This window comes from Paenalcaligenes sp. DL 463, assembly GCF_057475185.1.
Genome location: NZ_JBYBKX010000001.1, coordinates 845,054 through 869,941 on the forward strand (window position 1 = coordinate 845,054; position 24,888 = coordinate 869,941).

Sequence of the window (24,888 nt, forward strand, 5' to 3'; positions counted from 1 at the left end):
CAACTTTATTTGATGCTTTAGATGGTCTTTACTCTTCAGTTTCGGTAATTACCACGATGGCTTGTGCTTCGCCTTCTAACGCGCGGCCTCGGTGGGGGGTGCTGGATTCGAAGTAAACGCTATCGCCTGCTTCCAATATAAAGCGTGTTAACTGCCCATGGACTTTAAATTCAAATTCGACTTTGCCCGTTAATAAGTAGATAAACTCTTCGCCTGTGTGCTCGAAAAATTCGTGCGTTTCTGTCGTTTGCGGGTAGGTGAAGATGAACGGGTCCATGCTGCGATTGGATTTTTTGTGAGCCAGGCTGACGTAATCGTAACCGTACTCTGTGCCCCCACGGCTTACAGGCTTGCGTTCCCAACTATGCACTACCGAAATAGGGGAGTCGGCATCAAGAAAAAGGGGATTGCCTGGGGTGTTTTCATCAACGAAAAAAACACTTAAATCAACGCCCATTGAGCGTGCAATACGAGCCAAGGTCCCGATGGGAGGGGCTTTCGTGCCATTCTCGATTTTTGATAAATAGCCTTTCGTAAAACCAGAGCGTTCGGCTAATACATCTAGCGTTAAGCGACGTTCTTTTCGTAACTCACGCAATCGTTGGCAAACCGCTGCTTCTTCTTCCTCGGGGGATTCGTTAATGTCAATAAAATCGTTGATTTGAGTCACTTGCTGATGTCCTCTTTCATGCGCAGTCTAGGTCGTGGTGTGCAGCGCTACTTTCGCTTTTAAGCACGTTGTGGGGACAAGAAAGCCCCTGAAGAGATAATAGGCCACTACTGAGGCGCCTCAGAGCGGGAGACCTAGTCTTAAATTATAACGCATGGAATAAGGTGGAAAGTTGCTAAGCCTTGAGTTGATGGGCAGGGTCAAGGCTGAATAAGTGCATGCTTATTGTTTTGTGTGGCCCAGTAATCCGCATCAGGTAGCGCAGAACCGTTGATTGGCGCCACAGGCCATCTGGCAGATAACACTTCGTTTAGGCGGATATAGCCATGCTCGTCTGGGCCCAGTTCGTAGTCACTGACAATGGCTTGAGCAGGGCATGCAATGATGCATAAGGTGCAGTTGATACACGTATGCGGATTAATCACCATGAAATTTGGACCGCGATGAAAGGCGTCAGCCGGACAGATGTTCTGGCATTCGCTGTAGACGCAATTTATGCACGGTTCAGTGACAACGCAAGTCATAGTTGCTCCTGAATGGGCAGGGCGCGTGCCCTGCCGAGGTAGGTTACGATGCGGCTCTAAAGCCAGCAGTGCCAAAGAACACGTTGGGTTTGCGATAAACCGCTAAGAGTAGGCAGCCTTCATCACTGTGTGTTTCATGTAAAGAGCCCGGTTTACGCCACACATATTGGCCTGCGCGGCAGATGCCGTCGTGGTCATAGAATGAGCCTTCTAATACAAAGCTTTGTTCAAGCTCTGGATGACGGTGAAACGGTAAAACAGCACCTGGCTCCCACTTCAGTAATACCGTCATTTCACCTTCCGCATCATTGCGGTATAAGACTTTCATCCAAATTTTTTCAAACTGCGAGGGCTCCCATTCCAAGGACTCGGGGTCGACATAGGTCGAGCCGCCCTCTGTGGGCTCAAGCTTGCCTTGCAAGCGTTCGGAAAAGTGTTTGTTTTGGCCTACTGTTTCGTTAATTTGGGTGCTCATAACGTCTCCTTGAGTTGGGCCGCTTGAAATAGATGCAGCGGATGGAAAGAATCTAACTAAATATTTCCTATCAGTCAACTATTTCTAAGTAATTCTAATAAAGTTTACTAGTAAACCCTTATTTCAGGAAAAAAAGTTTCCTTATAGTATTTCCTTACCGTGAGCGGTTTATGCGGTTAAGCCAAGGGGCGTTAGTCCCGAACGAGGAGGTAGAGATGAGCGTTATCAATGAGGTGGCCATACCCGCGACGCCAGCAGTAGACAACGACAAGTCTATGCGTCGTGTGGTTATGGCCAGTGTGATTGGGACAACGGTAGAGTGGTACGACTTCTTGCTCTATGGAACGGCAGCTGCTCTGATATTTAACCGGCTTTTTTTCCCCGCCTTTGACCCGTTGATGGGGACCTTAGCGGCATTAGCATCATTCGCGGTGGGTTTTATTGCCCGGCCTTTAGGAGGCGTTATTTTTGGGCACTTCGGAGATCGCATAGGCCGAAAGTCTATGCTGATGCTAACGATGTTTTTAATGGGAGGGGGAACCTTCGCCATTGGTTTGTTACCCACCTACGAGCAAATTGGTATCTGGGCCCCCATTGCTTTGGTTTTGCTTCGTGTGATTCAGGGTATAGGAATTGGCGGCGAGTGGGGTGGTGCAGCGTTGATGGTGATTGAGCATGCTCCTGTAAAACGTCGTGGCTATTTTGGTAGCTTAGTGCAAGTGGGCTTTCCGTTAGGGATGCTAGCGTCTACAGGAATGATTGCCTGGCTTAGCCTAATGCCTGACGAGCAGTTCTTAAGTTGGGGCTGGCGGGTGCCCTTTCTACTCAGTATCGTCTTAGTGGCTATCGGCTTTTACATACGAATGAAGGTGGTGGAGTCCCCTGTTTTTGCCGCCAGTCAGCAAAAAAATGAACCCAAGGAAGAAAAAGCGCCTCTTTTTCAGATTCTGGCAACGCATAAGAAAAATCTGGCGCTAAGTATCGGTCTTAAAGTATGTGAGGTGGCTTGGGTCTATATCCTGACCGTGTTCGTCATTGTTTATGGGGTTAATACATTAGGGTTGTCTCGGGATGTGATTTTGAATGGTGTGTTATTAGGTGCGGCATTAGAGATTGCATTCATTCCTTTCTTCGGTTGGCTGTCTGATAAATGGGGTCGTCGCACCCTATACTATTTGGGCACCTTCTTTGTAATGGCCGCGGTCTATCCCTTGTTTCTAGCGCTAGAAACGTTAAACCCCACTGTCATTATGATCGCCATTGCTGCGTGCATGGTATTCGGTCATGGTCCTATGTATGGTCCGCAGGCCGCTTACTTGCCTGAGTTATTCGGTACGCGAGTACGCTATAGCGGGGCGTCTTTAGGGTGTCAAATTGCAGCGGGGATAGGCGGAGGGATTGCACCGATGCTAGCAACGTGGTTGTTAGCACTATATGGTCACTATTGGGGCATTATTGCAATGGTCATAGGGTTGTGCTTTGTTACCCTGTGGGCGACCTACGCTAGCCCAGAAACCAACAGAGACGATCTAAACGCATCGGCTCAATAACAGCGTGGTTACCGTTTAATCGTAATAAGGACTGGGATAGCTTGCCTTAATCCCAGTCCGTTTTTTTGTTGTCGTTGAGTCTTGAATAAGCATGCCCTAAGTCGTTTAGAATGACGGTTTGTGCATGAGCCATAGCGTTTTGTCATTTGGTAGCGCACGATAAATAATAATAACGACGCAGCCCATACCTATAGGTTGAGATCTTCAATACACAGTTATAAGGTGCCCCATGTCTAGAGATGGACTTGATCGACAATTACGTTATTTTTTGCGTATAGCAGAGTGTGGTTCATTGACAAGTGCCGCCGACGAGCTAGACCAATCTCAATCGGGTTTAAGTAAGCAGTTGACGTTGCTTGAGCGTAGTATCGGGCAGCCTCTTTTTAATCGAACGGGACGCGGGTTGACCTTAACGTATTCTGGGCAGAAGCTTTATGAGGCATTACGGCCTGCATTTTGGAGCATTGATCAAGCGGTAGACGAGGTTCGGCAATTGGGCGTGAAGCAGGGAACCGTCACGTTGGCTACAGTTCATACCTTAAGTTATTACTTCATGGGCGATGTGGTTGCGAGCTTTATTAGTGCATACCCACAGGTGAACTTGTCGCTATTAGGTCGTAGTTCGCCCGAAGTCGTAGCCTTGGTTGAAAGTGGAAAAGCCGACTTAGGTTTGGTGTACGACTCGGCGGTGGATGTAGGAAATTTAACGACGTGTAAGCTGTTTGATGATGATATGGCATTGGTGGTACAAGACAACACCCCGCGTGAAGGTGAGCAAGACCTAAGCAGCACTGAACTGCGCATTGTCGGTTTTCCTTCCCATTACGCACTGCGCCGTATGATTCATAGCGCGGGGTTAAATCCAAAGGTTGTGGCAGAGGCCGAAACTATTGATGCTATGCTGAAATTGGTATCCGCCGGCATGGGTGATTGCATATTGCCTTCCCGCATTCCTGATAAGTTGTTAGCCGATTACGGATTACGTAAGCTACCCATTTCTAAACCCATGCTGCGTCGCAGTATAGTGGTTGTTACCCATGCAGAGAAACCTCTTGCACCATTAATGGAAGAGCTACTTTCGTGCATTAACCAAGTGGCTGTCGAGCTTAGTTAGCGGGCGAAGTGAAGAATAGCAGCTATCACTTTTAGGCCATAGCTGTCTCTGATGTAAATCAACAATAATTCATGTACAGGGCATTAGTACCTCTGCCCACAGCTTACATAATTGGAGACAGCAAATGACAACTCAACTTAGAGACAAGTCTTATTTTGATGAGCGCGCCAGCCAGGATATGCAAAAGCACTTGCATGGCGTTAAGCGTTCGATGCAGGAAACCATGGCATATTCTTGCCGAATTCTCGCCATGACCGAGCAAGAAGCCGGTTTGGCTGGACAAATTAGCGTGCGCTCAGAACGTCCCGGAGCCTACTGGACCCTACGTTTTGGTTTGGGTTTTGACGAGGCGACACCTGATGATTTTATTGAAGTGGATCGAGACCTTAACACCTTAACGGGTGAGGGAATGGCCAACCCAGCTACGCGCTTCCATTTATGGGTCTATGACGCTCGACCTGATGTGAATTCAATTATTCATACCCACTCGCCTTGGGCCTCTGCTTTGGCCGCTGCACGCCAGCCGTTAGTGATCTCGCAGATGGACATGACACCGCTACATAACGATTGTGCTTTTTTAAGTGAGTGGCCTGGTGTGCCGATTGCAGACCATGAGGGTGTAATTATTTCTGAAGCCATTGGCCAAAAGCGAGCCATTATTCTTGCACACCATGGTTATTTGACGGCGGGAGCCACGTGCGAAGAGGCGACCTATTTATCGGTGTATTTAGAGCGCGCGGCTCGTATGCAGATTCGTGCTCAAGCGTATGGCCCTTTAACTCCTGTAGATGACACGCTTGCTGCCGAGGCGCATGATTATTTGTTGAAGCCCTCGATTGTTAATGCGACGTTCGACTACTGGTGTCGTCAGACGCATGGCATTCCTGCGTTATCCGTGAAGTAATTCGTTGACTTTTTTTCTTAAAGGCAGGGAATAGTAATGACGGATACCGTACATAAAGAAGGCGAACGATCGCGTCGCCAATACGTAACAGCAGGTTTAGCCAGCATGATGGGTACCACAATCGAGTGGTACGATTTCTTCTTGTATGGCACCGCTGCTGCGCTGATATTTAACAAGATTTTCTTTCCAGAGTTTGACCCCATAACGGGTACATTGGCTGCTTTTGCAACCTATTCAGTAGGTTTCTTTGCAAGACCTTTAGGTGGCCTAATCTTTGGCCATTTTGGCGATAAGGTAGGGCGAAAGTCCATGCTAATTATCACCTTGTTTTTGATGGGTATACCTACCATTTTGATTGGTTTGATACCTTCCTACGAGTCCATCGGTTACTGGGCTGCAGTACTGCTTGTGTTGATGCGTTTCTTGCAAGGCGTAGCGGTTGGTGGCGAGTGGGGAGGCGCCGTGTTGATGGCGGTCGAGCACGCACCTGAAGGTAAGAAAGGCTTTTTTGGTAGCTTGCCGCAAACGGGTGTGGCGCCGGGTCTGATTTTATCGTCTCTAGCCATGGGGGCCGTCGCGACCTTGCCTGAAGAAGACATGCTTTCTTGGGGCTGGCGTATACCGTTTATAGCTAGCGTTGTCTTGTTGCTGGTGGGCTGGTTTATACGTGTCAAAGTGGCCGAATCACCTGATTTTGAAAAAATTCAGAAAAAAGGTGAAGAGGTGAAAGTCCCAGCGCTAGAAGTGCTAAGAAAGTACCCTCGAGAAGTATTAACCGTAGTCGGTGGCCGTTTGGCTGAAGTGACGTGGTTTTATACCGTCGTAACCTTTGCGTTAGCGTATTCAACCAGTACGCTGGGAGTACCACGTACGGTCATGCTTGATGCTACGGTTTGGGGCGCTGTTGTTGCGATGTTTACCATGCCATTGTTTGGGATTCTTGGTGACCGTATTGGTTTCAAGTGGATGTTTACGCTGGGGGCAATCGGAATTCTGGTGTTCTCAACTTACTTCTTCTCGATGTTAGAGACCACAAACCCCGGTACGATTACGGTCGCGCTAATGATTGCCGTAGGCGTAGTGTATGCGGCCTTGTATGGTCCGCAAGGGGGATTGTTTTCGGCTCAGTTCCCAGCAGAAGTGCGTTATAGCGGTATTTCAATTGCTGTTCAGGTATCTGGGGCAATTGGTGGAGGCATGGCACCGTTAGTCGCTACGTGGCTGTTAGGGCTTGGTGATGGTGATCCTAAGTATATTGTTTGGTATTTAAGTGGCTTGGGTGTGATTGCTATCGCAAGCGCATTGTGCATGCATAGTCCCTCCCGTTTTGCTATCCCAGAGGTCACTATTAAGGAGGCTCGTGCATGACCCAGCATATCGATTATTATTTCTGGATGAATTCCGATTGGGCTTATTTGGGTGCTGATCGTTTGCGTGACATTGCGCAAGCACAGAATGTAGAGATACGTTTTAAACCTGTGGATTTGCCGGATGTGTATTCACGGACTGGTGGGGTGCTGTTAAGTCAGCGCTCGCCAGAGCGACAAGCTTATCGCATCATTGAGTTAGAAAGGTGGTGTAAAAAGTTAGGCATTAGCGTGAATCCTACGCCTGCATACATGTGTCCAAATGCCGATCTTGCTTCTTGCATCGTTATCGCTGCTGACCGTGAGGGGCTAGATGTGCATGAGTTGTATAAAGCCATCTTGCGGGCAGAGTGGTGCGAAGAGCAAGATATCTCTGAGCCTCAAACCTTGAGAGAAATTGTCCAAGCACAAGGGTTGGATGCGTCATTCTTAATGGAAAAGGCCAAGCAGGATGATGTCGTCGCTGCGTATCGGACTTATACCGATGAGGCTGTGTCGGCAGGCGTGTTTGGTTCTCCGTCTTACGTATTCAATGGCGAGCTATTCTGGGGGCAAGATCGTTTAGAGATGCTTGAGGAAGCCATTGCTGAAGCCAAACTTACCGTTAGCTAACGGCGCTTAAGCGTTCATACCCTAAGCTTGTTCGAGCCGGCCCAGAAACGTATTTACCACGTTTCTGGGCCGGCTCGGATAAGCGTATATCTTCAACACGTCGTAAAAATTACGTAGTGTGTTCTTCAGGAGCCGCAGCGCCGTTATCACGATAATCATCGACGGGGTCAAGATGAATCATGACGTCCAGCACGGGCAGGGCGTTCATGACGCGCTGTTTGGCTTGCACCCCGATCTCGTGGCCTTCTTCAATGGTCAGTGACCCATCAAGCTCGATGTCAACTTCTACCCAGATCATATCGCCGAGCTTACGAGTTTTTAAGTCGTGTAAGCCGTGCACCTTAGGTGTGCTGATAATAAGCTCTCGAATTTTCTGCTCGGTTTCATCGTCAACGGCTCGGTCCGTTAAGTCGTGAAAGGCGCCGATGGTAAATTTCCAACCCATTCTTAAAATCATTAATGCGACGATCATGGCGGCCAAGGGGTCAGCCAGAGGCAAGCCAAGTAGGTTGGCAATAATACCCACAGACACGACTAAGGATGAGGCGGCATCAGAGCGAGCATGCCACGCGTTCGCGGCAAGCATCGTCGAGCGCACCCGCTTGGCCACTCGTAGCAGGTAGCGGAATAGAAATTCTTTGCTAAGAAGGGCGGTTAACGCAACGACTAGGGCAATGGGGTGAACTGTCTCGATGGCCGCAGGGTTTTGTAATTTGGTGATGCTGTTCCACAGCAAACCAGCAGCTACCGTCAGTAGCAGTACGCCGATCCCTAAGGTAGCGGCGGTTTCGAAACGGTGGTGTCCATAAGGGTGGTCGGCATCAGGTGCTTTATGGCTGTGCTGATTAGCGATTAAAACGATGCCGTCAGAAATTAGATCAGAAAGAGAGTGTATGGCGTCCGCAATCAGGGCTTGAGATTTAGCGAAAATACCAATTATTAGCTGTAATACCGTAAGCAGAATGTTGACTAAAACGCTGACCAAGGTCGAGGTTTTACTGGCTGAGTGGCGTTCTAAGTCGGCAGCAGTGATCTTTTTCATGTCTGTGATTATAGCGAAACAAAAAAAAGGCCGGCACTGGGCCGACCTTCTTGTGATTGCGCGATGTATGCGGCCTTAGCTGATTCGCATACCTGGCGTTGCGCCGGGCCATGGCTCAAGAATATAAAGACCTGAATCGACGCTTTCGTCAGCGTGGCTAGCGGCGAGCACCATGCCTTCGGATACACCGAAGCGCATTTTTCTTGGGGCAAGGTTGGCAACCAAAACGGTAAGTTTGCCGACCAAGTCTTCAGGGTTATAGGCAGATTTAATGCCAGAAAACACATTGCGTAACCGCCCTTCGCCTGCATCAAGTTCTAAGCGCAGCAGTTTGTCTGAGCCTTCAACGTGGTGACACGCTACGATTTTTGCAATACGCAAATCCAGCTTAGCGAAATCTTTGATATCGATGGTTTCGGCAATGGCTTCGCCACCAGGGGTCACGACAGGCTCTGCGGGTGGCTCGAATAACGCGTCTAATTGTTTGGGGTCTACGCGTTGTAGTAAGTGCTTGAAGGTGGCAACTTGTTGCGGAAGAACCGATGCGTCAGACCATAAAAAGGTGCGATCCAAACCAAATAGTTCGGTGGCCACTCGATGACTGAGTGTGGGCGTGATGGGTGTCAACATCACGGACAAGGCTTTAAAGCCGGCGAGAGCTCGTGAGCAGATGTCTTGCAGTTGGTCTTTTTGACTTTGTTCTACGTTCGCCCAGTCTTTAGCCAGTAACCAGGGTTTGGCTTGGTCGAACTGCTGGTTGATGATGTCGGCGAGCGCCATCACTTGTCTTACGGCACGACCGTATTCTCGTAATTCTAGGTTTTGGCTAACGGTATCGGCCACGGTTTGAAACTGCTGGCTCATGGCAGCGGTGTCGCCGACGTAGCCTAGTTTGCCATCAAAGTATTTAGCAATAAAATTGGCCGCTCGACTGGCAATATTGACGTATTTACCCACAAGGTCACTATTGACTCTGGCGACGAAGTCATCAGGGTTGAAGTCTACGTCTTCCACGTGCGAGTTGAGCTTAGCCGCGATGTAGTAACGCATCCATTCGGCGTCCATATCGAGGTCTAAATATCGAAGTGGCGAAATGCCAGTCCCACGACTTTTTGACATCTTTTCACCACTTAAGGTGATGAAACCGTGTACGGCTAACGAGTCAGGTGTCTTACGCCCTGAGAATTTTAGCGTAGCAGGCCAAAAGAGCGCGTGGAAATACACGATATCTTTGCCGATAAAGTGGATTTGTTCAGTGTCGCCTTCGGGGTCCAGCAAAGCATCGAAATCGATGTTTTGCTTTTTACAATAGGCACTTAATGACGCTAAATAGCCGACAGGGGCATCCAGCCATACGTAGAAGAACTTGCCGGGGGCATCGGGAATAGGAATCCCGAAATACGGTGCATCCCGTGAAATATCCCAATCGTTCAGTGAGGCGGTTGCTCCCGCTTCGGTTCCCAGCCACTCTCGTGTTTTTGCCAGTACCTCTGGTTGTAAGCGAGGACGGCCCATACGATCGTTAGACGAGGTCCATTCTTGCAGAAACTGTACGCAACGCGGGTCGGATAGCTTGAAGAAAAAATGTTCTGAGCTTTTCAGTACCGGAGTGGCCTTACTGAGGGTTGAATAAGGCTCAATCAGTTCGGTAGGGGAGTACACAGCACTACACGCTTCGCACGAGTCGCCGTATTGGTCTTTAGCGTGACAAGTAGGGCATTCGCCTTTGATGTAGCGGTCAGGCAAAAACATGCCTTTTACCGGATCGTAAAACTGCTCAATAGTACGGCTTTCAATAAAGCCCGCATCGCGTAGCTGGCGGTAAATTTCTTGGGAGAGCTCAATGTTCTCTGGCGAGTTGGTGCGATGCCAATGATCGAACTCGATATGGAAACCATTCAAATACTTCGGACGCTCTGCCGCAATTCGGCTGACTAACTCATCGGGGCTAATCCCTTCAGCCTCGGCCTTCAGCATAATGGGTGCGCCGTGCGCATCGTCCGCCCCTACGAAGTGTACGGTATGTCCTGACATTCGCATCGACCGAACCCAAATATCAGCCTGAATGTATTCCATGATGTGGCCGATGTGAAAAGAGCCGTTGGCGTAAGGGAGTGCGGTAGTGACGAAAATCGTGCGCGACATATGCTTCTTGGAAATAGGGGGAAGTAGTAAAGGCTTTTGCTGCATTGGGGTAGCAAAAGAGCGTAAAGCCAGAAAATAAGTAAATTTTAGGCGCCAGTTGGTAAGTAAATGTAGTGCCAGAGGTTTATACACAACAACTCGGCCGCACTAAACCCTCAAAGAGTGGAGGGGGGACGACCGAGCATAGCAGATGCTGTGGTAAAAACTGAGTTTAGTTAATTTCTCGCATCTCTATGTCACTGACATTTTGACGTTTGGCCGAAGGTTTTGGGCGGTTCGTCTCAGCACGCTGCTGAAAAACCTGAGCGGGGTTTGGACGCCGACGCTGTTCCCAGTATGACTTTATGCCGAAAGGCCTGCCGCTGATACGGGCCACGACGTAAAGGATTGCAATAGCGAGCGCTGTTGATGCCATGAATATAACGGCCATAATCATGCCAATGATAGTCAGTAGCGCAAACAACGCGGCTCGGATAATCTGGTTAAATGTATTCATAATGTTCAGTATGACAGTTTTAGAAGAAAAAAATTCCCTTAATCCGCTATTCTTATTGTTAAGGGTCATTGTAGTTACTATTTTGAGCAGGGCCTATTAATGAACGTAAATTCTGTAATGGTGCTGAATGCACTACGTGATATCACAGACCCGTTTACACGGAAAAAACTGGATGTCAGTCCCGAACGCTGTGCGGTGACGATTGAGGGGAAAGAGGTAAGTGTTGTGTTAACACTCGCCTACCCCACCCTTGATGAACAGGGCCAACTACGCGAACGTGTGCAAGCGGCTATTACTTCAGTTGGGGGCACTTTAGTTGATTTAAAGTTAAATCTAAAAGTAATTACCCATGCTGTGCAGCCCGGTTTGCGCCCAATGCCTAACATTCGCAATATTATTGCCGTGGCTTCCGGCAAGGGTGGGGTAGGTAAAAGTACTACATCGGTGAATCTAGCCTTGGCCTTACATATGCAGGGTGCGCGGGTTGGGTTGCTGGACGCCGATATTTACGGTCCTAGTGTGCCCATTATGTTGGGGATCAGCGGCAAGCCGAAAACCACTGACAATAAAACCATGCAGCCCTTGATTGGCCATGGTTTACAAGCGAACTCTATTGGTTTTTTGCTTAACGAAGATGCGCCGCTTATTTGGCGTGGCCCGATGGTGACACAGGCCTTAACGCAACTTATTGCACAAACCGCTTGGGACGACCTTGATTATTTGATTATTGATATGCCCCCAGGTACGGGCGATATCGCATTGACTCTGTCGCAGAAAGTGCCATTGACGGCAGCGGTTGTGGTGACCACTCCTCAAGATCTTGCCTTAGCGGACGCTCGCAAAGGTTTAACAATGTTTCAAAAAGTGGATGTACCGGTACTGGGTATCGTGGAAAATATGTCGGTACATATTTGTCGTAACTGTGGCCACGAAGAGGCCATTTTCGGGCAGCACGGTGGTCGTGGTATGGCTGAACAATACAATGTGCCCTGGCTGGGAGCATTACCGCTGGCGATGGATATTCGGGCTCAAACCGATTCGGGTGTACCCACTGTAATCGCGGCACCGAATAGTAAAGAAGCGAAAATTTACCATGAAATTGCTAGCCGGGTTGCCGCGAATGTGGCCATACTTCCCGTAGATACGTCGGCCCACCGCCCTAAAGTGGTCCCACGTCCCCTATAAACAAACTCAGAGATATCTTAGGCACCTACTCACTATGTTTGCCCGCAGAGCTTGGCTTGTTTTTAGCCTTTTGGCCGGTCACGCTGTGACCGCGGCCACAGTTCCTGAGGTTATTATTGACCCGGGCGGAGTAGGGCCTCAATCTCTGCAGTCCATTTATAGAGCTGTTGACGCGATTACGCGCCTCGCCGAGGACCAAGATCTCGGCGAGGTCTCCCGGCTGCGTAGGCGCGCTCACGACGCCACGGTGTCGGCTTTGCAGACGCAAGGCTATTACGATGCTGTGGTGACGCTTGAGGTGGGGCAAATCGGCGAACAAGAAAGTTGGGACATTATCATCGAGCCAGGTGAACGTACCGTGGTGAATGAGGTAAGTCTGAACTTTAGCGGGCAAATCACGAATCCTGAATTCCAAACGCGACTTGAGGGGCTACGTGCTGATTGGCCCTTAGAACAGGGTGATATTTTCTTGAACGACGATTGGGGTAATGCGAAGCAAGACCTCATTAATAACGTCAAAAGTAAAGATTTTTACTTCGCTCGGTACGAACGCACCCGAGCCGTCGTTCATGCCGACGAGGCCAAAGCCGATCTGCAGCTGGATGTACGTAGCGGTCCACGTGTGCGTATGGGCAAGCTTTATACGACCGGCTTAAAACGAGTGCCCTCATCATTGATCGATCGCTATGTACGGTACTCGCCGGGTGATCCTTACGATCAAGAAAAATTGGATGAATGGCAGCAAGCGCTGCAAAGCACAAATTTTTTCAGAGGGGCTTTTGTAACGCTGGATACCGAGTCGGCAGATCAACAAGTGCGCTCGGACGGCGAGGTCGAAATTCCCGTCAGTGTACGAGTCACTGAAGCGCCGGCTCGACGTTTTACCAGCTCTCTTGGGGTAGACAGCGATCACGGTGTGCGCGTTGAAGGGCTTTATCGTCAAAATATCGTTCTGGGTCAGCCTGTGTGGACAGAGACGGGGATAGGGCTGGATAAAAATCGGCAGCGGTTCTTCTCGGATGTGTACTTGCCTCCTTCCATCAAGGGGTATCAAAGCAGCCTCGGTGTACTGTATCAACATGAAGACATACAAGGTCTTGATACGACCCGCGCTGCGCTGGGCTGGAAGATTCGTCAAGAGCGACAAAACCGTGACGGTGTTGATTATCAAACCCAGTGGAATTTTATAACGGCGTGGGATGAGACCAGAATTGAAGGTGGCCCCCGCTACGAAGTTCCCTCTTTTATTGCGACGTGGCAGTGGCTAAGGCGCGACGTAAATAGTGTGTATGACCCACGAGAAGGTAACCTTATCGACTTGGGTTTGGGCGCTGGTCTAACGCTTGATAAGCAAGAGCCTTTTTATCGAGCTGGCTTAAGGGCACAACAATGGTGGACCGTGAACGGCGATGATGTACTGACTATCCGCGGTGAAGTGGGTAAGGTCTGGACGAATACCGACCGTGTTCCACCTGATTTTGGGTACCGAACGGGTGGCGCGCGCACCATTCGAGGCTACGGTTATCAAAGCATTGGTGTTCATCGTGGTCGCGCTGTGATTGGTGCCCCTGCGTTGGCTGTGGCCAGTATTGAATACACGCATTACATTACCAGTATGTATGGCATCACCGGTTTTATTGACGTGGGTGATGCGGCGGCTTCATTCGGCGACTGGAAGCCGCATTTCGGATACGGTGTGGGTGCCGCCGTTCGGACACCCGCCGGACCTTTTTTTGTTAGTGTGGCGCACGGACAAAGAGAGAAGCGAATTCGATTACACTTTTCCTTAGGAATCGCGTTTTGAGTCGAACCCCCAAAAAAAGTTTGCGTCGACGTTTATTGTTATGGCTCGGGCCATTGCTGGTGCTATTCGTGTTAACGCTCAGCGCATTTACGTATTGGTTATTAGCAACTCAGGCGGGGGCGCAATGGTTAATACGTACTGCGGCGCATCAGTTAGATGGCGAGAGCCGAGGCGTGCGCGGAGACATCTGGAGTGGGCTACAAGTCGACAGCTTCGAGGCCAATCTGCCCGATACGCAAGTTGCTTTAAGCGGCTTAAGCTTACAGGTTGACTGGTCTGCCTTGTGGAAACGACAACTGCATGTACATGAGCTTTCTCTCGATCACTTGTCGCTTCGCCTAGAGGGCGAGCCAACACCAGACGATGACAGTCAGGCTTTTGAGATGCCTGAGCTCCCCGTTGATATTTACGTGGATCGGCTTGCTTTAGGCGAGCTTAAGGTTGTTCAGCAAGGCGAGCCGTTACCCGTATCGGTGTCGGATTTGGTGGCTGACTTTCGTGTGGCTGATGGACGTGGCTTAGCACGAGTCCATCACATCGAAGTGGGTTATCAAGAGGTGGTTGCGCAAGCCAACGCGACGGTCGTGCTCGATGACTTACAGGCCCCATGGCCGCTGTCTGCAGAGCTTAATGTGAATGCGTATGCGGATAACGCTGACTCGATGCTGTGTGCCGATCGTTATTTGCCGGGCATGCAAGGTGACGAGCAAGACGGGCAGTTTTGTGCCCTTCAGTTGCAAACCACTGTAGAAGGTTCGTTAGACCAGCTTCAGCTTGTGCTGGCTGGTGAAGGGCAAGGCTTGGCTGCCCATGCTGTGGTGAATGCGGCGCCCACCGCTTCTTTCCCATTGCGCGATACACAAATCGATCTTCGCCTCGCCAACGACGCGGTCTTGAAGGCGGATTTGGCGTGGTCGCAAGAGACGATCGATAACGCTCCTTTTGATCGCCTTCAAGGCGCTGTACACAGTCGAAATATTGATGTTGGCGCGTTACTTGGCGACACCAACTTGCCTGCTGTGATTAGTGTTGATGGAACATACGACGCCTTGTTAGCAACGGGTTTTCAGCCGCGTCGCTTAACCGTTGATCTACATGTCGCAGAGCCTACGTCTTGGAACGCTCAGAACCTAGCCGGTCATGTCAACGTGGATGTAGACGTGCGTGAGCTGGATGCGGATGTGCCGTTTTGGCATGGTTACGTGATTAACGACAGCGATGTGGATTTGCGGCTTGGCAGCAATCATATCTCGCTAGTAGGAAAGCTGGGCTTAGAGAGCGATCAGCTTAAGTTAAGTGTGAATGCGCCCGAGCTAGGCCAAATTAGCGAAGCACTATCAAACATAGGAGCCCTAAGCGCTGAGGGTACCGTCGGTGGGTCTGTGCTGGCGCACACGGCTGATTTGCAAGTGAAGTATGCACTCAGTGCGGATGATGCCTCTGATCAGTTTGCTCACGGGCCGCTGGAAGCCAAACTGGCCTTAAGCGGTAAGTTAACCGATGCCTCAGCGACCGAGCTGGCGCGTTGGCAAGGAAATATCGCTAATGTAGCGGTTGACCATGCCGGTGTTGCCATACAAAGCTTATCGTCCTTTCCGTTGGACCTTACCTTAGCGACTGATGATCAGCCCTTGGCATTACGCTTAGGGGCCTTCAGTTTGCAGACGGTTCTTGATGGAAAAAACTGGTTTGTATTGAATCATGATGGATCTCGTGTTCAGGGAAGTCGCTGGGAAACTAAAGGCAACATTGACCCGATTGCACTTGAGCCACAGCGTATTGTGTTACTTCGCCAGAAGCTTGGTCTGGCGGATAATCAAGAGCAAAAAGGTGGGGTTAAGGTTCGTACGGCACGAGTCGCCCCATTAGCGGATTTAGTAGTGGGCGCAGAGTGGGATGTGTCTTTTGATGGCGCCTTAGCGGGCCGCGTTGCTTTACAGCGGTTGTCAGGAGACGTTCTAGTTCCCATGGAACCGTCGTTTCCGTTGGGTCTTGAAGACTTATCGCTAATTGTGAACATCACGCCCAGTCGCGGTGCCAATAGTCGCATACAGGCAGACTTACTCGTTTCCACCGAACAGATGGGGGCCATTCAGGGCGAGGTCGAAAGTATTTTGCGCTATAACGCAGAGCAAGGCTTCCATGTGCTCGACACGGATCCCATACAGGCCACATTAAATGCGGACATCGATGATTTGGGTTGGACGAGCTTGATTCTGGGTGATGCCATGGAATTAGGGGGCTCGCTGGATGCTGAGCTTAACGCCGAAATTCACACAACTGGCGAGTTCACAAGCCAAGGCTACATACGCGGGGAAAACTTGCGTGTCACCCGACTTGATGATGGCGTACGTCTTTTAGATGGCACCTTAGAAGCCCGCATTGATGATGACGTTTTTGTGCTTGAGCGATTGCACTTTCCTGCAGTGCTGCGCGTCGAGCCCAAAGAGTGGCGTACGGCAACCTGGGTGAGTGAAGACCCTGACGCGCAGGGTGGCAGTCTAAATTTAAGTGGCGAGTGGCGATTGAACGATTCCACGGGCCAGTTTGTTGCTGATCTACACCGCTACCCCATTCTTCAACGCGCCGACCGCTATGCCATGGTAACCGGCCAGCTCAACGCAAGTATCGCGTTGCCTCAGGTCACACTGACTGGAAAGATCGTTGCGGATGCAGGCTGGTTCAATTTGGATATGCTAGGGGGAATCCCCACGATTGATGGTGACATTGTTGTGCTTCGCGCAGGTGAAACCATTAATGACGACGAGATCGACCCGCCCACTGATATCAGTATGGATCTGGACATTGACCTAGGGCCTCGCTTTTATTTGACGGGCTATGGCGTGAACTCGGGCTTGGTGGGCCAGTTGCGTATCTCGATGATCGACGGCTCGCTAACGGGTATTGGTGCTCTGCGTACACGGGGTGGCGCGATCGAGCAATATGGGCAACGGCTGCAATTACGTCGGGGCACCATCACCTTTCAGGGTGACATTGCGAATCCTATTCTTGATATCGAGGCCTTACGAACCGGTTTAGCTGTGCAAGCGGGTGTTAAAGTGGTGGGCACGGCGCGTAAGCCGAAAATTGATTTGGTTTCCTACCCCGATGTGGATCACGTAGAAAAACTCTCGTGGCTGCTTTTTGGTCATGCTTCGGATGACTCGTCAGGTGATATCGCGTTACTATTTTCGGTTGGCACGTCTTTCTTGGGTGGCGATGAGCCGTTTTACCGTAAATTTGGAATCGACGAAGTTGCTATGCGATCGGGCGAGCTGGGTAGTGCAGGAAGTATCTTGCCGGTAGAAAGCAGCGTCAGTGGCTTAGATGGTGGCACCAGCGATGTCGAGCGTCAGTTTTTGCAAATTACGAAGCAGATTAGTTCTGACATCACGCTTAGCGCTCAGCAGGCGCTATCGGATACGGGCACCGTGGGTAGAGCCAGTTATCGCTTAGCACGAGGTCTAACAGCCGAAATTAGTGCTGGCACGGTAAGTGGTATCGCCTTAATTTATCGTTGGTTTTCGCGCGATTAATACACCGATGGCCCTTATTTGCATGGTATCGTCCCAACCCGAGATTAAGTGAATAAAATAGCGCCTTATGCGTAAGAGGTATTCATGAGTATTAAAAGTGATCGCTGGATACGCCAGCATTCCGAGCAAGGGATGATCGAGCCCTACGAGCCAGGTCAAGTCCGCTCCGTTGACGGTCGTAAAATTGTTAGCTATGGCACCAGTAGTTATGGCTACGATGTGCGCTGCGCTAACGAATTTAAAATTTTTACTAACATTAATTCGACAATCGTGGACCCTAAAAACTTTGATGAGGGGTCGTTTGTCGATTTTGTAGGCGATGTGTGTATCATTCCGCCTAATTCTTTCGCTTTGGCGCGCACGGTAGAGTACTTCCGTATTCCCCGTGATGTGTTAACCATTTGTTTGGGTAAAAGCACCTACGCTCGTTGCGGCATTATCGTAAACGTAACGCCGCTAGAGCCCGAGTGGGAAGGGCACGTCACCCTCGAGTTTTCTAATACCACGCCGTTACCTGCAAAAATTTATGCAGGAGAAGGGTGTGCACAGATGCTGTTTATTGGGGGTGACGAGGTCTGTGAAGTCTCGTATCGCGATCGTGGTGGTAAGTACCAAGGTCAGCGTGGTGTAACCCTGCCTCGCACTTAGGAGTCGCGGCATGAAATTTCGTTTTCCGATTGTCATCATTGATGAAGATTACCGTTCTGAAAACGCCTCTGGGTTTGGCATCAGAGCCTTAGCTGATGCCATAGAAGCCGAGGGCGTCGAGGTTTTAGGGGTCACCAGTTACGGTGACCTTAGCTCGTTTGCACAGCAGCAAAGTCGAGCCAGTGCATTTATATTGTCAATCGACGATGAAGAGTTCCACGTGGACTCTCCGGAAGACGTAGCGGCTATTATTAAAAGCTTGCGTGACTTTATTGGCGAATTACGTTTTCGTAACGAAGACATTCCCATTTATTTGTATGGTGAAACGCGTACGTCTCAGCATATTCCTAACGATATCTTGCGTGAACTTCATGGGTTTATCCACATGTTCGAAGATACGCCAGAGTTCGTTGCACGCCATATTATTCGCGAGGCAAGGTCGTATTTAGAAGGCTTGGCGCCTCCCTTCTTTCGCGAATTGGTCGATTATGCTTCAGACGGTTCTTACTCCTGGCATTGTCCCGGTCATTCGGGGGGCGTTGCCTTTTTAAAGAGCCCTGTAGGCCAGATGTTTCACCAGTTCTTTGGTGAGAACATGTTGCGCGCCGACGTTTGTAACGCAGTCGATGAACTCGGGCAGTTGCTCGACCACACCGGACCAGTGGCCGAGGCCGAACGCAATGCGGCGCGCATTTTCCATGCAGATCATTGTTTCTTCGTCACCAACGGCACCTCGACGTCCAACAAGATTGTTTGGCATGCCAATGTGGCGAATAACGATATTGTGGTGGTTGATCGCAATTGCCATAAGTCCATTCTGCATGCCATCACCATGACAGGTGCAATCCCTGTGTTCTTGCGTCCTACACGTAATCACTTAGGTATTATTGGACCGATCCCGCGCGAAGAGTTTTCGCCTGAAAATATCAAGAAAAAAATCGAGGCCAATCCGTTTGCTAGTTTGGTACCGAATAAAAAACCACGCATCCTTACTCTGACTCAAAGTACTTACGACGGGGTGATCTATAACGTCGAACAAATTAAAGAGACCTTAGACGACACCTTAGAAACCTTGCACTTTGACGAAGCCTGGTTGCCTCATGCGGCATTCCATAGTTTTTACAAAGACATGCACTCGATTGGGCCCGGCCGTCCGCGTAGCAAAAACACCATGGTGTACGCGACCCACTCAACGCATAAGATGTTGGCGGGTTTGTCTCAAGCGTCTCAAATTACGGTTCAAGATGCTGAAGAACGTCAGCTTGATCGCAACGTGTTTAATGAAGCCTACTTGATGCACACTTCAACCTCGCCCCAGTACGCCATTATTGCGTCATGCGATGTTGCTGCAGCCATGATGGAGCCACCCGGTGGCACCGCTTTGGTCGAAGAAAGCATTAAAGAAGCCCTGAATTTCCGACGCGCGATGCGTAAGGTCGACTCCGAGTTCGGTGACGACGATTGGTGGTTCAAAGTATGGGGCCCCGATGACTTGGTCTCCGACGGCATAGGTCACCGCGAAGATTGGCTGCTCGAGTCCGGCGATGAGTGGCATGGTTTTGGTGAGCTAGCAGATGGCTTCAACATGCTTGATCCGGTCAAAGCCACGGTGGTCACGCCAGGGTTGGATATTTCTGGCACCTTTGCGGATACCGGCATACCCGCCGCCCTCGTGTCGAAATATTTGGCTGAACACGGTGTGGTGGTTGAAAAAACCGGTTTGTATTCCTTCTTTATCTTGTTCACCATCGGCATCACTAAAGGTCGCTGGAACACCTTGTTGACGGCCTTGCAGCAATTTAAAGATGACTACGACCGTAACCAACCACTATGGCGCATTCTTCCTGATTTCTGCAAAAGCCAACCGGGGTACGAGCATTTAGGGTTAGCCGACCTTTGTCAGCGTATTCACGAGGTCTATCGTAAGTACGACTTAGCGCGTCTGACGACCGAAGTCTATCTAAGTGATATGGTGCCAGCCATGAAGCCGTCGGATGCATACGCGAAGATGGCGCATCGCGAGATCGAGCGGGTCAATATTGACGATTTAGAAGGTCGCGTAACCGGTGTGCTGTTGACGCCGTACCCTCCTGGCATCCCACTGCTGATTCCAGGCGAGCGCTTCAATTCCATGATCGTTGATTATTTACAGTTTGCCCGCGAATTCAATGCACAGTTCCCAGGTTTTGAAACCTATGTGCACGGCTTGGCGCAAGACATTGATGAAACCGGTCACATTCGCTACTACGTAGACTGTATTCGCGAATAATGAAGGCAAGTCGTCAGTTTGATGTCGCCGTCATTGGGGCCGGTGCGGCTGGGATGATGGCGGCAAGTGTTGCAGGGCAGCGCGGTCTACGTGTTGTGCTCATTGACCATGCAACCAAGCTTGCCGAAAAAATACGGATCTCAGGCGGTGGGCGTTGTAACTTCACTAACGTGGGGACAACGCCTGCTAATTTTGTATCGCAGAACCCTAATTTCTGTCGTTCTGCTTTATCTGCCTATCGGCCTAATGATTTTCTACAGCTGGTCAATGCCCATCGTATTCCTTGGCATGAAAAGCATAAAGGTCAGTTGTTTTGTGATGATTCGTCCGAGTCTATTATCGAATTATTACGCAATGAGTGTGCCAAAGGGGGCGTGTCGTGGCGCATGCCTTGCAGCGTAGAGTCGGTATCCGCTTACGAACAAGGGTTTGAGTTACAAACCAATCAAGGCCTCCTGCGGGCCACTGAGGTGGTCATCGCAACAGGTGGAATGGCCCTGCCGCAAGTCGGTGCTACTGACTTCTCGTTGCAGCTGGCGCGCCAGTTCGGTTTGAAGATTATAGAGCCGCGCCCGGCGCTGGTTCCATTGACTTTCGACAGTCAGTTGTGGCGTTCGTTTTCTGTGTTAAGCGGGGTGGCCACCGAGGTCTTATTATCCAATCAAGATGCTCCGAAAAAACGCATTCGCTTCAGTGAAGATTTACTGTTTACGCACAGGGGATTATCTGGGCCGGGTATTCTACAAATTTCCAGCTATTGGCAGCCTGGTGAAAGCATCACCATTGACTTGGCCCCCGAGCTTAATATTGCCGATGCCTTAGTGAATGCAAAGCAGGGTAGCCGACAGCAGGTGGGAACGGTATTAACTGCTTTTTGGCCTAAACGCCTGGTTGAACAATGGTTAGACGCTAACCCGCATGTACCACAAGGGCTGGCCCAGCAACGTCTTGCCGATGTACCCGATAAAACCTTAAAGCAACTGGGCGAGCAAATTCATCATTGGGAGCTTTTTCCTGTGGGCACGGCGGGATACAAAAAGGCTGAGGTGATGCGGGGCGGTGTGGATACAAAAATGCTGAACCAAAAAACGATGCAAGCTCAACATGTAAAGGGTTTGTATTTCATTGGTGAAGCGGTGGATGTAACGGGCTGGTTAGGTGGTTATAATTTTCAGTGGGCATGGGCGTCGGGGGTGGCGTGTGGAAGGGCAGTGGGTGCACAATAGCTTGCTTGTCACGGCCTCGCCTGTTTATGTTGTTTGTCGTTGTTGTTTGACCTATTTTAAGTAGAGGTGGGGATGAGTCTTCCTAACGATCGTAGCTACGCTAAAACCCATGAGTGGGTGTTAATTGAGGGCGATGTTTTGTTGGTGGGTATTACCGAATACGCTCAAGAGCAACTGGGTGATTTGGTTTATGTGGGTGATTTTACGGTAGGACAACATCTCGCGTCGGGTGAAACCGCTGGCGTGGTCGAGTCGGTAAAAGCCGCATCAGATATTTATGCGCCTATTGCGGGTGAGATCGTCGCTTTTAATGAGGCCCTGGCAGAGCAGCCCGAGCTGTTAAATACTGAGCCCTACGACGCGTGGATTTTTAAATTACGTCCTACGGCAATCAGCGATGTGGATAGTATGCTGAATGCAGAGCAATACGACGAGCAAAAAGAAGATAACTAGCACCCCGCGGTTTGATTACCTGTTAGTGGTAGCCGCGGTGTTAGGGTGAAGCGAAAAAAGCGATGACACGGATGCCATCGCTTTTTATTTGGTGGATAGCGGTTAGCACCCTGCTTGGAGTGATTTAATCGTTATTGTTAAGATCGCTTTCTTGGCCAAACAGTATAATTCTGGCTTTTTGGGCTTCGCGTATATGTTCGTCGGCGGCATTGCCCGCGGCAAGAGCGTCTCTGGCGATGATCGCATCAAGAATCTTGCGGTGCTCACGGCGCACTTGTTCCGCTCGACCCGGCAGTTCAAAGGTGGTTTTGCCCAATAAAATCATAGAATCGCGAATGGAGTTCAGCGATTTCAATAAATAACGATTATGGGCCGCATAGTACAGGGCGCTATGAAATAAGCGGTTATGTTTAGCGTATTCAGGCGCTGAACTGGCGGCCTCATAGCGTTTCATGATCTCGTTTAACGAGTAAATCTCGGCCTCACTTGCGTGCTTTGCCGCTAAGCCCGCTGCGGTTCGTTCTAAAACAGCCCGCATGTCGTAAAGCTCCATGATTTCTTGATAATCAAGGCGGGCGATACGCATTCCGCTGTACGGCGCGGTGGTCAATAGACCTGCCGTCTCTAAACGCCTAAGGGCTTCGCGCACCGGCGTGCGGCTCATGCCTAACCAGGTAGCAATTTCAGCTTCAGTAATTCGGTTACCTGGTTTGAGTGAGCCATCACGTATGCCTTCTAAAATTTTGGCATAGGCGAGTTCGGCACGAGAGGTTTTTTCTTCCATAGAAATAGAGTGAATGACGCTTGTGAAGCCTGATGGGTTGTTAACTAGGAACGGCTGATTTTTTGCGCTGATAAATAACGAAGTCGTAACGTAGGCCATTTTCTTCTGGCTGCGGTTGACGATCTGTCTCTACCCATTGATCTGTGGGTAGCGCGGGGAAAAAAGTGTCGCCCTCAATGACGGACTGAATCTCAGTGGCATAAATTTCGTCAGCAATCGTTAAACCCAAGGTGAAAATCTGCTGGCCACCAATAATGCAGCAAACGTCGGTGTTGTTGCTGGTTCCTGCCTGCAAGGCGGCGCCGAATGAGCCGTATACGGTAGCGCCATCAGCTTGATAGCTGTCATCGCGGCTTACCACGATGTTGGCTCGACTCGGTAAAGGTCTACCCAATGACTCCCACGTTTTACGGCCCATAATAATAGGGTGCCCTAGGGTAACCCTTTTGAAATGGGCTAAGTCGGAAGGCAGACGCCAGGGCATGTCGTTATCTTTACCAATACAACGATTCGAGGCATAAGCCACTACCATGCGAATAATGGGTTTCTTGGTCTTCATACGGCAACAGGCGCTTTAATATGGGGGTGTGGATCGTAATCGGTGATTTCGAAATCCTCGTATTGATAATCGAATAACGAGTCAGGCTTACGCTTAATGGTAAGCGTAGGGTATGGACGAGGAGTACGCGCCAGTTGCAGCTCGACTTGTTCGAAGTGGTTGCTGTAGAGGTGGCAGTCACCACCGGTCCAGATAAAGTCACCGACCTCGAGTTCGCACTGCTGTGCCACCATATGGGTTAATAAGGCGTAGCTGGCAATATTAAAAGGCACGCCTAAAAAGATATCAGCGCTACGCTGATAAAGCTGACAAGACAGTTTGCCTTCGGCCACATAGAATTGAAATAGGGCGTGGCACGGCGGTAGTGCCATATTATTGACCTCTGCCACGTTCCAGGCTGAGACCAGCAGTCGCCGTGAGTCTGGATTGCGCTTGATTTGATCAATCACTTGAGAAATTTGATCAATATGTTCGCCTGAGGGGGTTGGCCACGAGCGCCATTGCACACCATACACGGGCCCTAAGTCGCCATTGGCGTCAGCCCATTCGTCCCAAATACTTACGTTGTGCTCTTTCAGCCAGCGAATGTTGGAGTCTCCCCGTAAAAACCACAGTAACTCGATGAAGATACTACGAGTATGCAATTTTTTTGTGGTGATCATTGGAAAGCCTTGGCTGAGATCAAAGCGCATCTGATGACCAAAGAGTGATCGAGTGCCTGTACCGGTGCGGTCAGTTTTGCTTACACCGTGCTCGTACACAAGGCGCATCAGTTTTTCGTATTCGTTGTACATAAGAATAGGGCGTGGGCGAGACGCTTTTAGGTTTCGCGAATTTCAATGGATTTGCTAATTTCAGCCGTTTTACCGAGCATGGCGGTGGCTGAGCAATACTTTTCGTGTGACAGAGCAACCGCACGCTCTACGGCTTTTTCGGGTAAATCTTTGCCTGACACAATGAACGTGAAGTGTAGCTTTTCAAATACTTTGGGGTCCGTCGTTGCTCGTTCGCCAGCCACCTTCACTTGACAGCCCTCAATGGCATGACGGCCACGTTTCAAGATTAACACCACATCATAAGCCGCGCAGCCACCAGCGCCAACTAACATCATTTCCATGGGGCGGGGGGCTAGGTTGTTGCCACCACCTTCAGGCGCGCCATCCATGGCGGTGACATGGCCACTGCCTGTAGTGGCTACAAAGAGCATCCCTTCCGGGCCGCCCCAATTTATCGTGCATTCCATTTGACAGCCTCCTGCTGAGTTGGAGCGTGGAATAGGTTATTCCAATGGCTTATTGTAGCCAGTTTTTCTCAAGAGTTGAGGGGCAGAGACGGGGGCATAGGGCCTTTGCCATCGTTCTTCTTGGGTGATAGGCATTATCAGATTATTGACATATTAGTATTGTTATTCATCAATAAATCCTTATTTCTGAAAGGGTCATCGTGGGGCTTGTTGTTTAAATGTTCTAACATTTCGATGCCGTCGGTGATTTGACCGTGGCCTATTTGTAGTGCTTTTTCTTGC

The 24,888-nt window shown here is 50.0% G+C and carries 22 protein-coding genes; 12 read left to right on the forward strand and 10 right to left on the reverse strand.

Translation table 11 applies throughout. The annotated features are described in order from the left end of the window. Nucleotides 1–28: 28 nt before the first annotated feature. From AC2UZI_RS03890 to AC2UZI_RS03900, 3 genes are all read right to left on the reverse strand, one after another. Nucleotides 29–670, reverse strand: coding sequence for a helix-turn-helix domain-containing protein (locus AC2UZI_RS03890; RefSeq protein ID WP_486942507.1), 642 nt, complete (start codon nt 668–670; stop codon nt 29–31). 200 nt (nt 671–870) lie between these two features. Further along, nucleotides 871–1,194, reverse strand: coding sequence for a ferredoxin family protein (locus AC2UZI_RS03895; RefSeq protein ID WP_486942508.1), 324 nt, complete (start codon nt 1,192–1,194; stop codon nt 871–873). A 43-nt stretch (nt 1,195–1,237) separates the two neighbouring features. Then, on the reverse strand, nt 1,238–1,669 hold the full coding sequence (locus AC2UZI_RS03900) for a cupin domain-containing protein (protein WP_486942509.1): 432 nt from the start codon (nt 1,667–1,669) through the stop codon (nt 1,238–1,240). A gap of 215 nt (nt 1,670–1,884) precedes the next feature. Between AC2UZI_RS03900 and AC2UZI_RS03905 the strand changes: the two genes are divergently transcribed. The 5 genes from AC2UZI_RS03905 to AC2UZI_RS03925 all read left to right on the forward strand — a co-directional run bounded on the left by AC2UZI_RS03905 (nt 1,885) and on the right by AC2UZI_RS03925 (nt 7,216). After that, the gene (locus AC2UZI_RS03905) at nt 1,885–3,219 is read left to right on the forward strand and encodes an MFS transporter (protein WP_486942510.1); all 1,335 of its coding nucleotides are present in this window, start codon (nt 1,885–1,887) and stop codon (nt 3,217–3,219) included. A 229-nt stretch (nt 3,220–3,448) separates the two neighbouring features. Then, nucleotides 3,449–4,333 carry a LysR family transcriptional regulator gene (locus tag AC2UZI_RS03910; protein ID WP_486942511.1) on the forward strand — a complete coding sequence of 295 codons (885 nt, stop codon included), beginning with the start codon at nt 3,449–3,451 and terminating at the stop codon, nt 4,331–4,333. A gap of 124 nt (nt 4,334–4,457) precedes the next feature. Continuing rightward, nucleotides 4,458–5,237: an aldolase gene (locus AC2UZI_RS03915; protein WP_486942512.1), complete on the forward strand. Its 780-nt coding sequence runs from the start codon at nt 4,458–4,460 to the stop codon at nt 5,235–5,237. 36 nt (nt 5,238–5,273) lie between these two features. After that, nucleotides 5,274–6,605, forward strand: a complete 1,332-nt coding sequence (locus AC2UZI_RS03920; RefSeq protein WP_486942513.1) for an MFS transporter — start codon at nt 5,274–5,276, stop codon at nt 6,603–6,605. Further along, the gene (locus tag AC2UZI_RS03925) at nt 6,602–7,216 is read left to right on the forward strand and encodes a 2-hydroxychromene-2-carboxylate isomerase (protein ID WP_486942514.1); all 615 of its coding nucleotides are present in this window, start codon (nt 6,602–6,604) and stop codon (nt 7,214–7,216) included. Before AC2UZI_RS03920 ends, AC2UZI_RS03925 begins: the two co-directional genes overlap by 4 nt. A gap of 109 nt (nt 7,217–7,325) precedes the next feature. Here the strand turns inward: AC2UZI_RS03925 and AC2UZI_RS03930 are convergent, their stop codons facing one another. From AC2UZI_RS03930 to AC2UZI_RS03940, 3 genes are all read right to left on the reverse strand, one after another. Next, the gene (locus tag AC2UZI_RS03930; protein WP_486942515.1) at nt 7,326–8,258 is read right to left on the reverse strand and encodes a cation diffusion facilitator family transporter; all 933 of its coding nucleotides are present in this window, start codon (nt 8,256–8,258) and stop codon (nt 7,326–7,328) included. A 75-nt stretch (nt 8,259–8,333) separates the two neighbouring features. Then, nucleotides 8,334–10,403 carry a methionine--tRNA ligase gene (gene metG, locus AC2UZI_RS03935; RefSeq protein WP_486942516.1) on the reverse strand — a complete coding sequence of 690 codons (2,070 nt, stop codon included), beginning with the start codon at nt 10,401–10,403 and terminating at the stop codon, nt 8,334–8,336. 211 nt (nt 10,404–10,614) lie between these two features. After that, nucleotides 10,615–10,899, reverse strand: coding sequence for a hypothetical protein (locus AC2UZI_RS03940; protein WP_486942517.1), 285 nt, complete (start codon nt 10,897–10,899; stop codon nt 10,615–10,617). Between the two features lie 99 nt (nt 10,900–10,998). Here AC2UZI_RS03940 and apbC point away from each other — a divergent pair, with 99 nt between their 5' ends. The 7 genes from apbC to gcvH all read left to right on the forward strand — a co-directional run bounded on the left by apbC (nt 10,999) and on the right by gcvH (nt 22,020). After that, on the forward strand, nt 10,999–12,084 hold the full coding sequence (gene apbC / locus AC2UZI_RS03945; protein WP_486942518.1) for an iron-sulfur cluster carrier protein ApbC: 1,086 nt from the start codon (nt 10,999–11,001) through the stop codon (nt 12,082–12,084). Nucleotides 12,085–12,118: 34 nt separating this feature from the next. Continuing rightward, the gene (locus AC2UZI_RS03950) at nt 12,119–13,888 is read left to right on the forward strand and encodes an autotransporter assembly complex protein TamA (RefSeq protein ID WP_486942519.1); all 1,770 of its coding nucleotides are present in this window, start codon (nt 12,119–12,121) and stop codon (nt 13,886–13,888) included. Next, nucleotides 13,885–17,424 carry a translocation/assembly module TamB domain-containing protein gene (locus AC2UZI_RS03955; protein WP_486942520.1) on the forward strand — a complete coding sequence of 1,180 codons (3,540 nt, stop codon included), beginning with the start codon at nt 13,885–13,887 and terminating at the stop codon, nt 17,422–17,424. The genes AC2UZI_RS03950 and AC2UZI_RS03955 overlap by 4 nt, the downstream gene beginning before the upstream one ends. A gap of 84 nt (nt 17,425–17,508) precedes the next feature. Next, nucleotides 17,509–18,072, forward strand: coding sequence for a dCTP deaminase (dcd, locus tag AC2UZI_RS03960; RefSeq protein WP_486942521.1), 564 nt, complete (start codon nt 17,509–17,511; stop codon nt 18,070–18,072). Between the two features lie 10 nt (nt 18,073–18,082). Then, the gene (locus AC2UZI_RS03965; RefSeq protein WP_486942522.1) at nt 18,083–20,341 is read left to right on the forward strand and encodes an Orn/Lys/Arg family decarboxylase; all 2,259 of its coding nucleotides are present in this window, start codon (nt 18,083–18,085) and stop codon (nt 20,339–20,341) included. Continuing rightward, nucleotides 20,341–21,567, forward strand: a complete 1,227-nt coding sequence (locus tag AC2UZI_RS03970; protein ID WP_486942523.1) for a BaiN/RdsA family NAD(P)/FAD-dependent oxidoreductase — start codon at nt 20,341–20,343, stop codon at nt 21,565–21,567. Before AC2UZI_RS03965 ends, AC2UZI_RS03970 begins: the two co-directional genes overlap by 1 nt. Before the next feature lie 72 nt (nt 21,568–21,639). Further along, nucleotides 21,640–22,020 carry a glycine cleavage system protein GcvH gene (gene gcvH, locus AC2UZI_RS03975; protein WP_486942524.1) on the forward strand — a complete coding sequence of 127 codons (381 nt, stop codon included), beginning with the start codon at nt 21,640–21,642 and terminating at the stop codon, nt 22,018–22,020. 124 nt (nt 22,021–22,144) lie between these two features. On the opposite strand, the gene AC2UZI_RS03980 is transcribed toward gcvH, so the two are convergent. Genes AC2UZI_RS03980 through AC2UZI_RS03995 form a run of 4 tightly spaced genes read right to left on the reverse strand, consistent with a single transcriptional unit; the run spans nt 22,145 to nt 24,606 of the window. Then, a complete protein-coding gene (locus tag AC2UZI_RS03980; RefSeq protein WP_486942525.1) occupies nt 22,145–22,804 on the reverse strand; it encodes a GntR family transcriptional regulator in 660 nt (219 codons plus the stop codon). A 40-nt stretch (nt 22,805–22,844) separates the two neighbouring features. Beyond that, complete coding sequence (locus AC2UZI_RS03985) at nt 22,845–23,363, reverse strand: dihydrofolate reductase (RefSeq protein ID WP_486942526.1); 519 nt, start codon at nt 23,361–23,363, stop codon at nt 22,845–22,847. Next, complete coding sequence (locus AC2UZI_RS03990) at nt 23,360–24,157, reverse strand: thymidylate synthase (RefSeq protein ID WP_486942527.1); 798 nt, start codon at nt 24,155–24,157, stop codon at nt 23,360–23,362. The genes AC2UZI_RS03985 and AC2UZI_RS03990 overlap by 4 nt, the downstream gene beginning before the upstream one ends. 26 nt (nt 24,158–24,183) lie before the next feature. Beyond that, nucleotides 24,184–24,606, reverse strand: a complete 423-nt coding sequence (locus AC2UZI_RS03995) for an OsmC family protein (protein WP_486942528.1) — start codon at nt 24,604–24,606, stop codon at nt 24,184–24,186. Between the last annotated feature and the right edge of the window lie 282 nt (nt 24,607–24,888).

What these genes read in the sequence shown, in the direction of transcription:
- AC2UZI_RS03900 (WP_486942509.1), bottom strand. Translation starts at nt 1,669, where the DNA reads ATGAGCACCCAAATTAACGAAACAGTAGGCCAAAACAAACACTTTTCC.
- AC2UZI_RS03910 (WP_486942511.1), top strand. Translation starts at nt 3,449, where the DNA reads ATGTCTAGAGATGGACTTGATCGACAATTACGTTATTTTTTGCGTATA.
- AC2UZI_RS03940 (WP_486942517.1), bottom strand. Translation starts at nt 10,899, where the DNA reads ATGAATACATTTAACCAGATTATCCGAGCCGCGTTGTTTGCGCTACTG.
- AC2UZI_RS03920 (WP_486942513.1), top strand. Translation starts at nt 5,274, where the DNA reads ATGACGGATACCGTACATAAAGAAGGCGAACGATCGCGTCGCCAATAC.
- AC2UZI_RS03970 (WP_486942523.1), top strand. Translation starts at nt 20,341, where the DNA reads ATGAAGGCAAGTCGTCAGTTTGATGTCGCCGTCATTGGGGCCGGTGCG.
- AC2UZI_RS03980 (WP_486942525.1), bottom strand. Translation starts at nt 22,804, where the DNA reads ATGGAAGAAAAAACCTCTCGTGCCGAACTCGCCTATGCCAAAATTTTA.
- AC2UZI_RS03950 (WP_486942519.1), top strand. Translation starts at nt 12,119, where the DNA reads ATGTTTGCCCGCAGAGCTTGGCTTGTTTTTAGCCTTTTGGCCGGTCAC.
- AC2UZI_RS03930 (WP_486942515.1), bottom strand. Translation starts at nt 8,258, where the DNA reads ATGAAAAAGATCACTGCTGCCGACTTAGAACGCCACTCAGCCAGTAAA.
- AC2UZI_RS03985 (WP_486942526.1), bottom strand. Translation starts at nt 23,363, where the DNA reads ATGAAGACCAAGAAACCCATTATTCGCATGGTAGTGGCTTATGCCTCG.
- AC2UZI_RS03995 (WP_486942528.1), bottom strand. Translation starts at nt 24,606, where the DNA reads ATGGAATGCACGATAAATTGGGGCGGCCCGGAAGGGATGCTCTTTGTA.
- AC2UZI_RS03895 (WP_486942508.1), bottom strand. Translation starts at nt 1,194, where the DNA reads ATGACTTGCGTTGTCACTGAACCGTGCATAAATTGCGTCTACAGCGAA.
- dcd (WP_486942521.1), top strand. Translation starts at nt 17,509, where the DNA reads ATGAGTATTAAAAGTGATCGCTGGATACGCCAGCATTCCGAGCAAGGG.
- AC2UZI_RS03925 (WP_486942514.1), top strand. Translation starts at nt 6,602, where the DNA reads ATGACCCAGCATATCGATTATTATTTCTGGATGAATTCCGATTGGGCT.
- gcvH (WP_486942524.1), top strand. Translation starts at nt 21,640, where the DNA reads ATGAGTCTTCCTAACGATCGTAGCTACGCTAAAACCCATGAGTGGGTG.
- AC2UZI_RS03905 (WP_486942510.1), top strand. Translation starts at nt 1,885, where the DNA reads ATGAGCGTTATCAATGAGGTGGCCATACCCGCGACGCCAGCAGTAGAC.
- AC2UZI_RS03915 (WP_486942512.1), top strand. Translation starts at nt 4,458, where the DNA reads ATGACAACTCAACTTAGAGACAAGTCTTATTTTGATGAGCGCGCCAGC.
- metG (WP_486942516.1), bottom strand. Translation starts at nt 10,403, where the DNA reads ATGTCGCGCACGATTTTCGTCACTACCGCACTCCCTTACGCCAACGGC.
- AC2UZI_RS03965 (WP_486942522.1), top strand. Translation starts at nt 18,083, where the DNA reads ATGAAATTTCGTTTTCCGATTGTCATCATTGATGAAGATTACCGTTCT.
- AC2UZI_RS03990 (WP_486942527.1), bottom strand. Translation starts at nt 24,157, where the DNA reads ATGTACAACGAATACGAAAAACTGATGCGCCTTGTGTACGAGCACGGT.
- apbC (WP_486942518.1), top strand. Translation starts at nt 10,999, where the DNA reads ATGAACGTAAATTCTGTAATGGTGCTGAATGCACTACGTGATATCACA.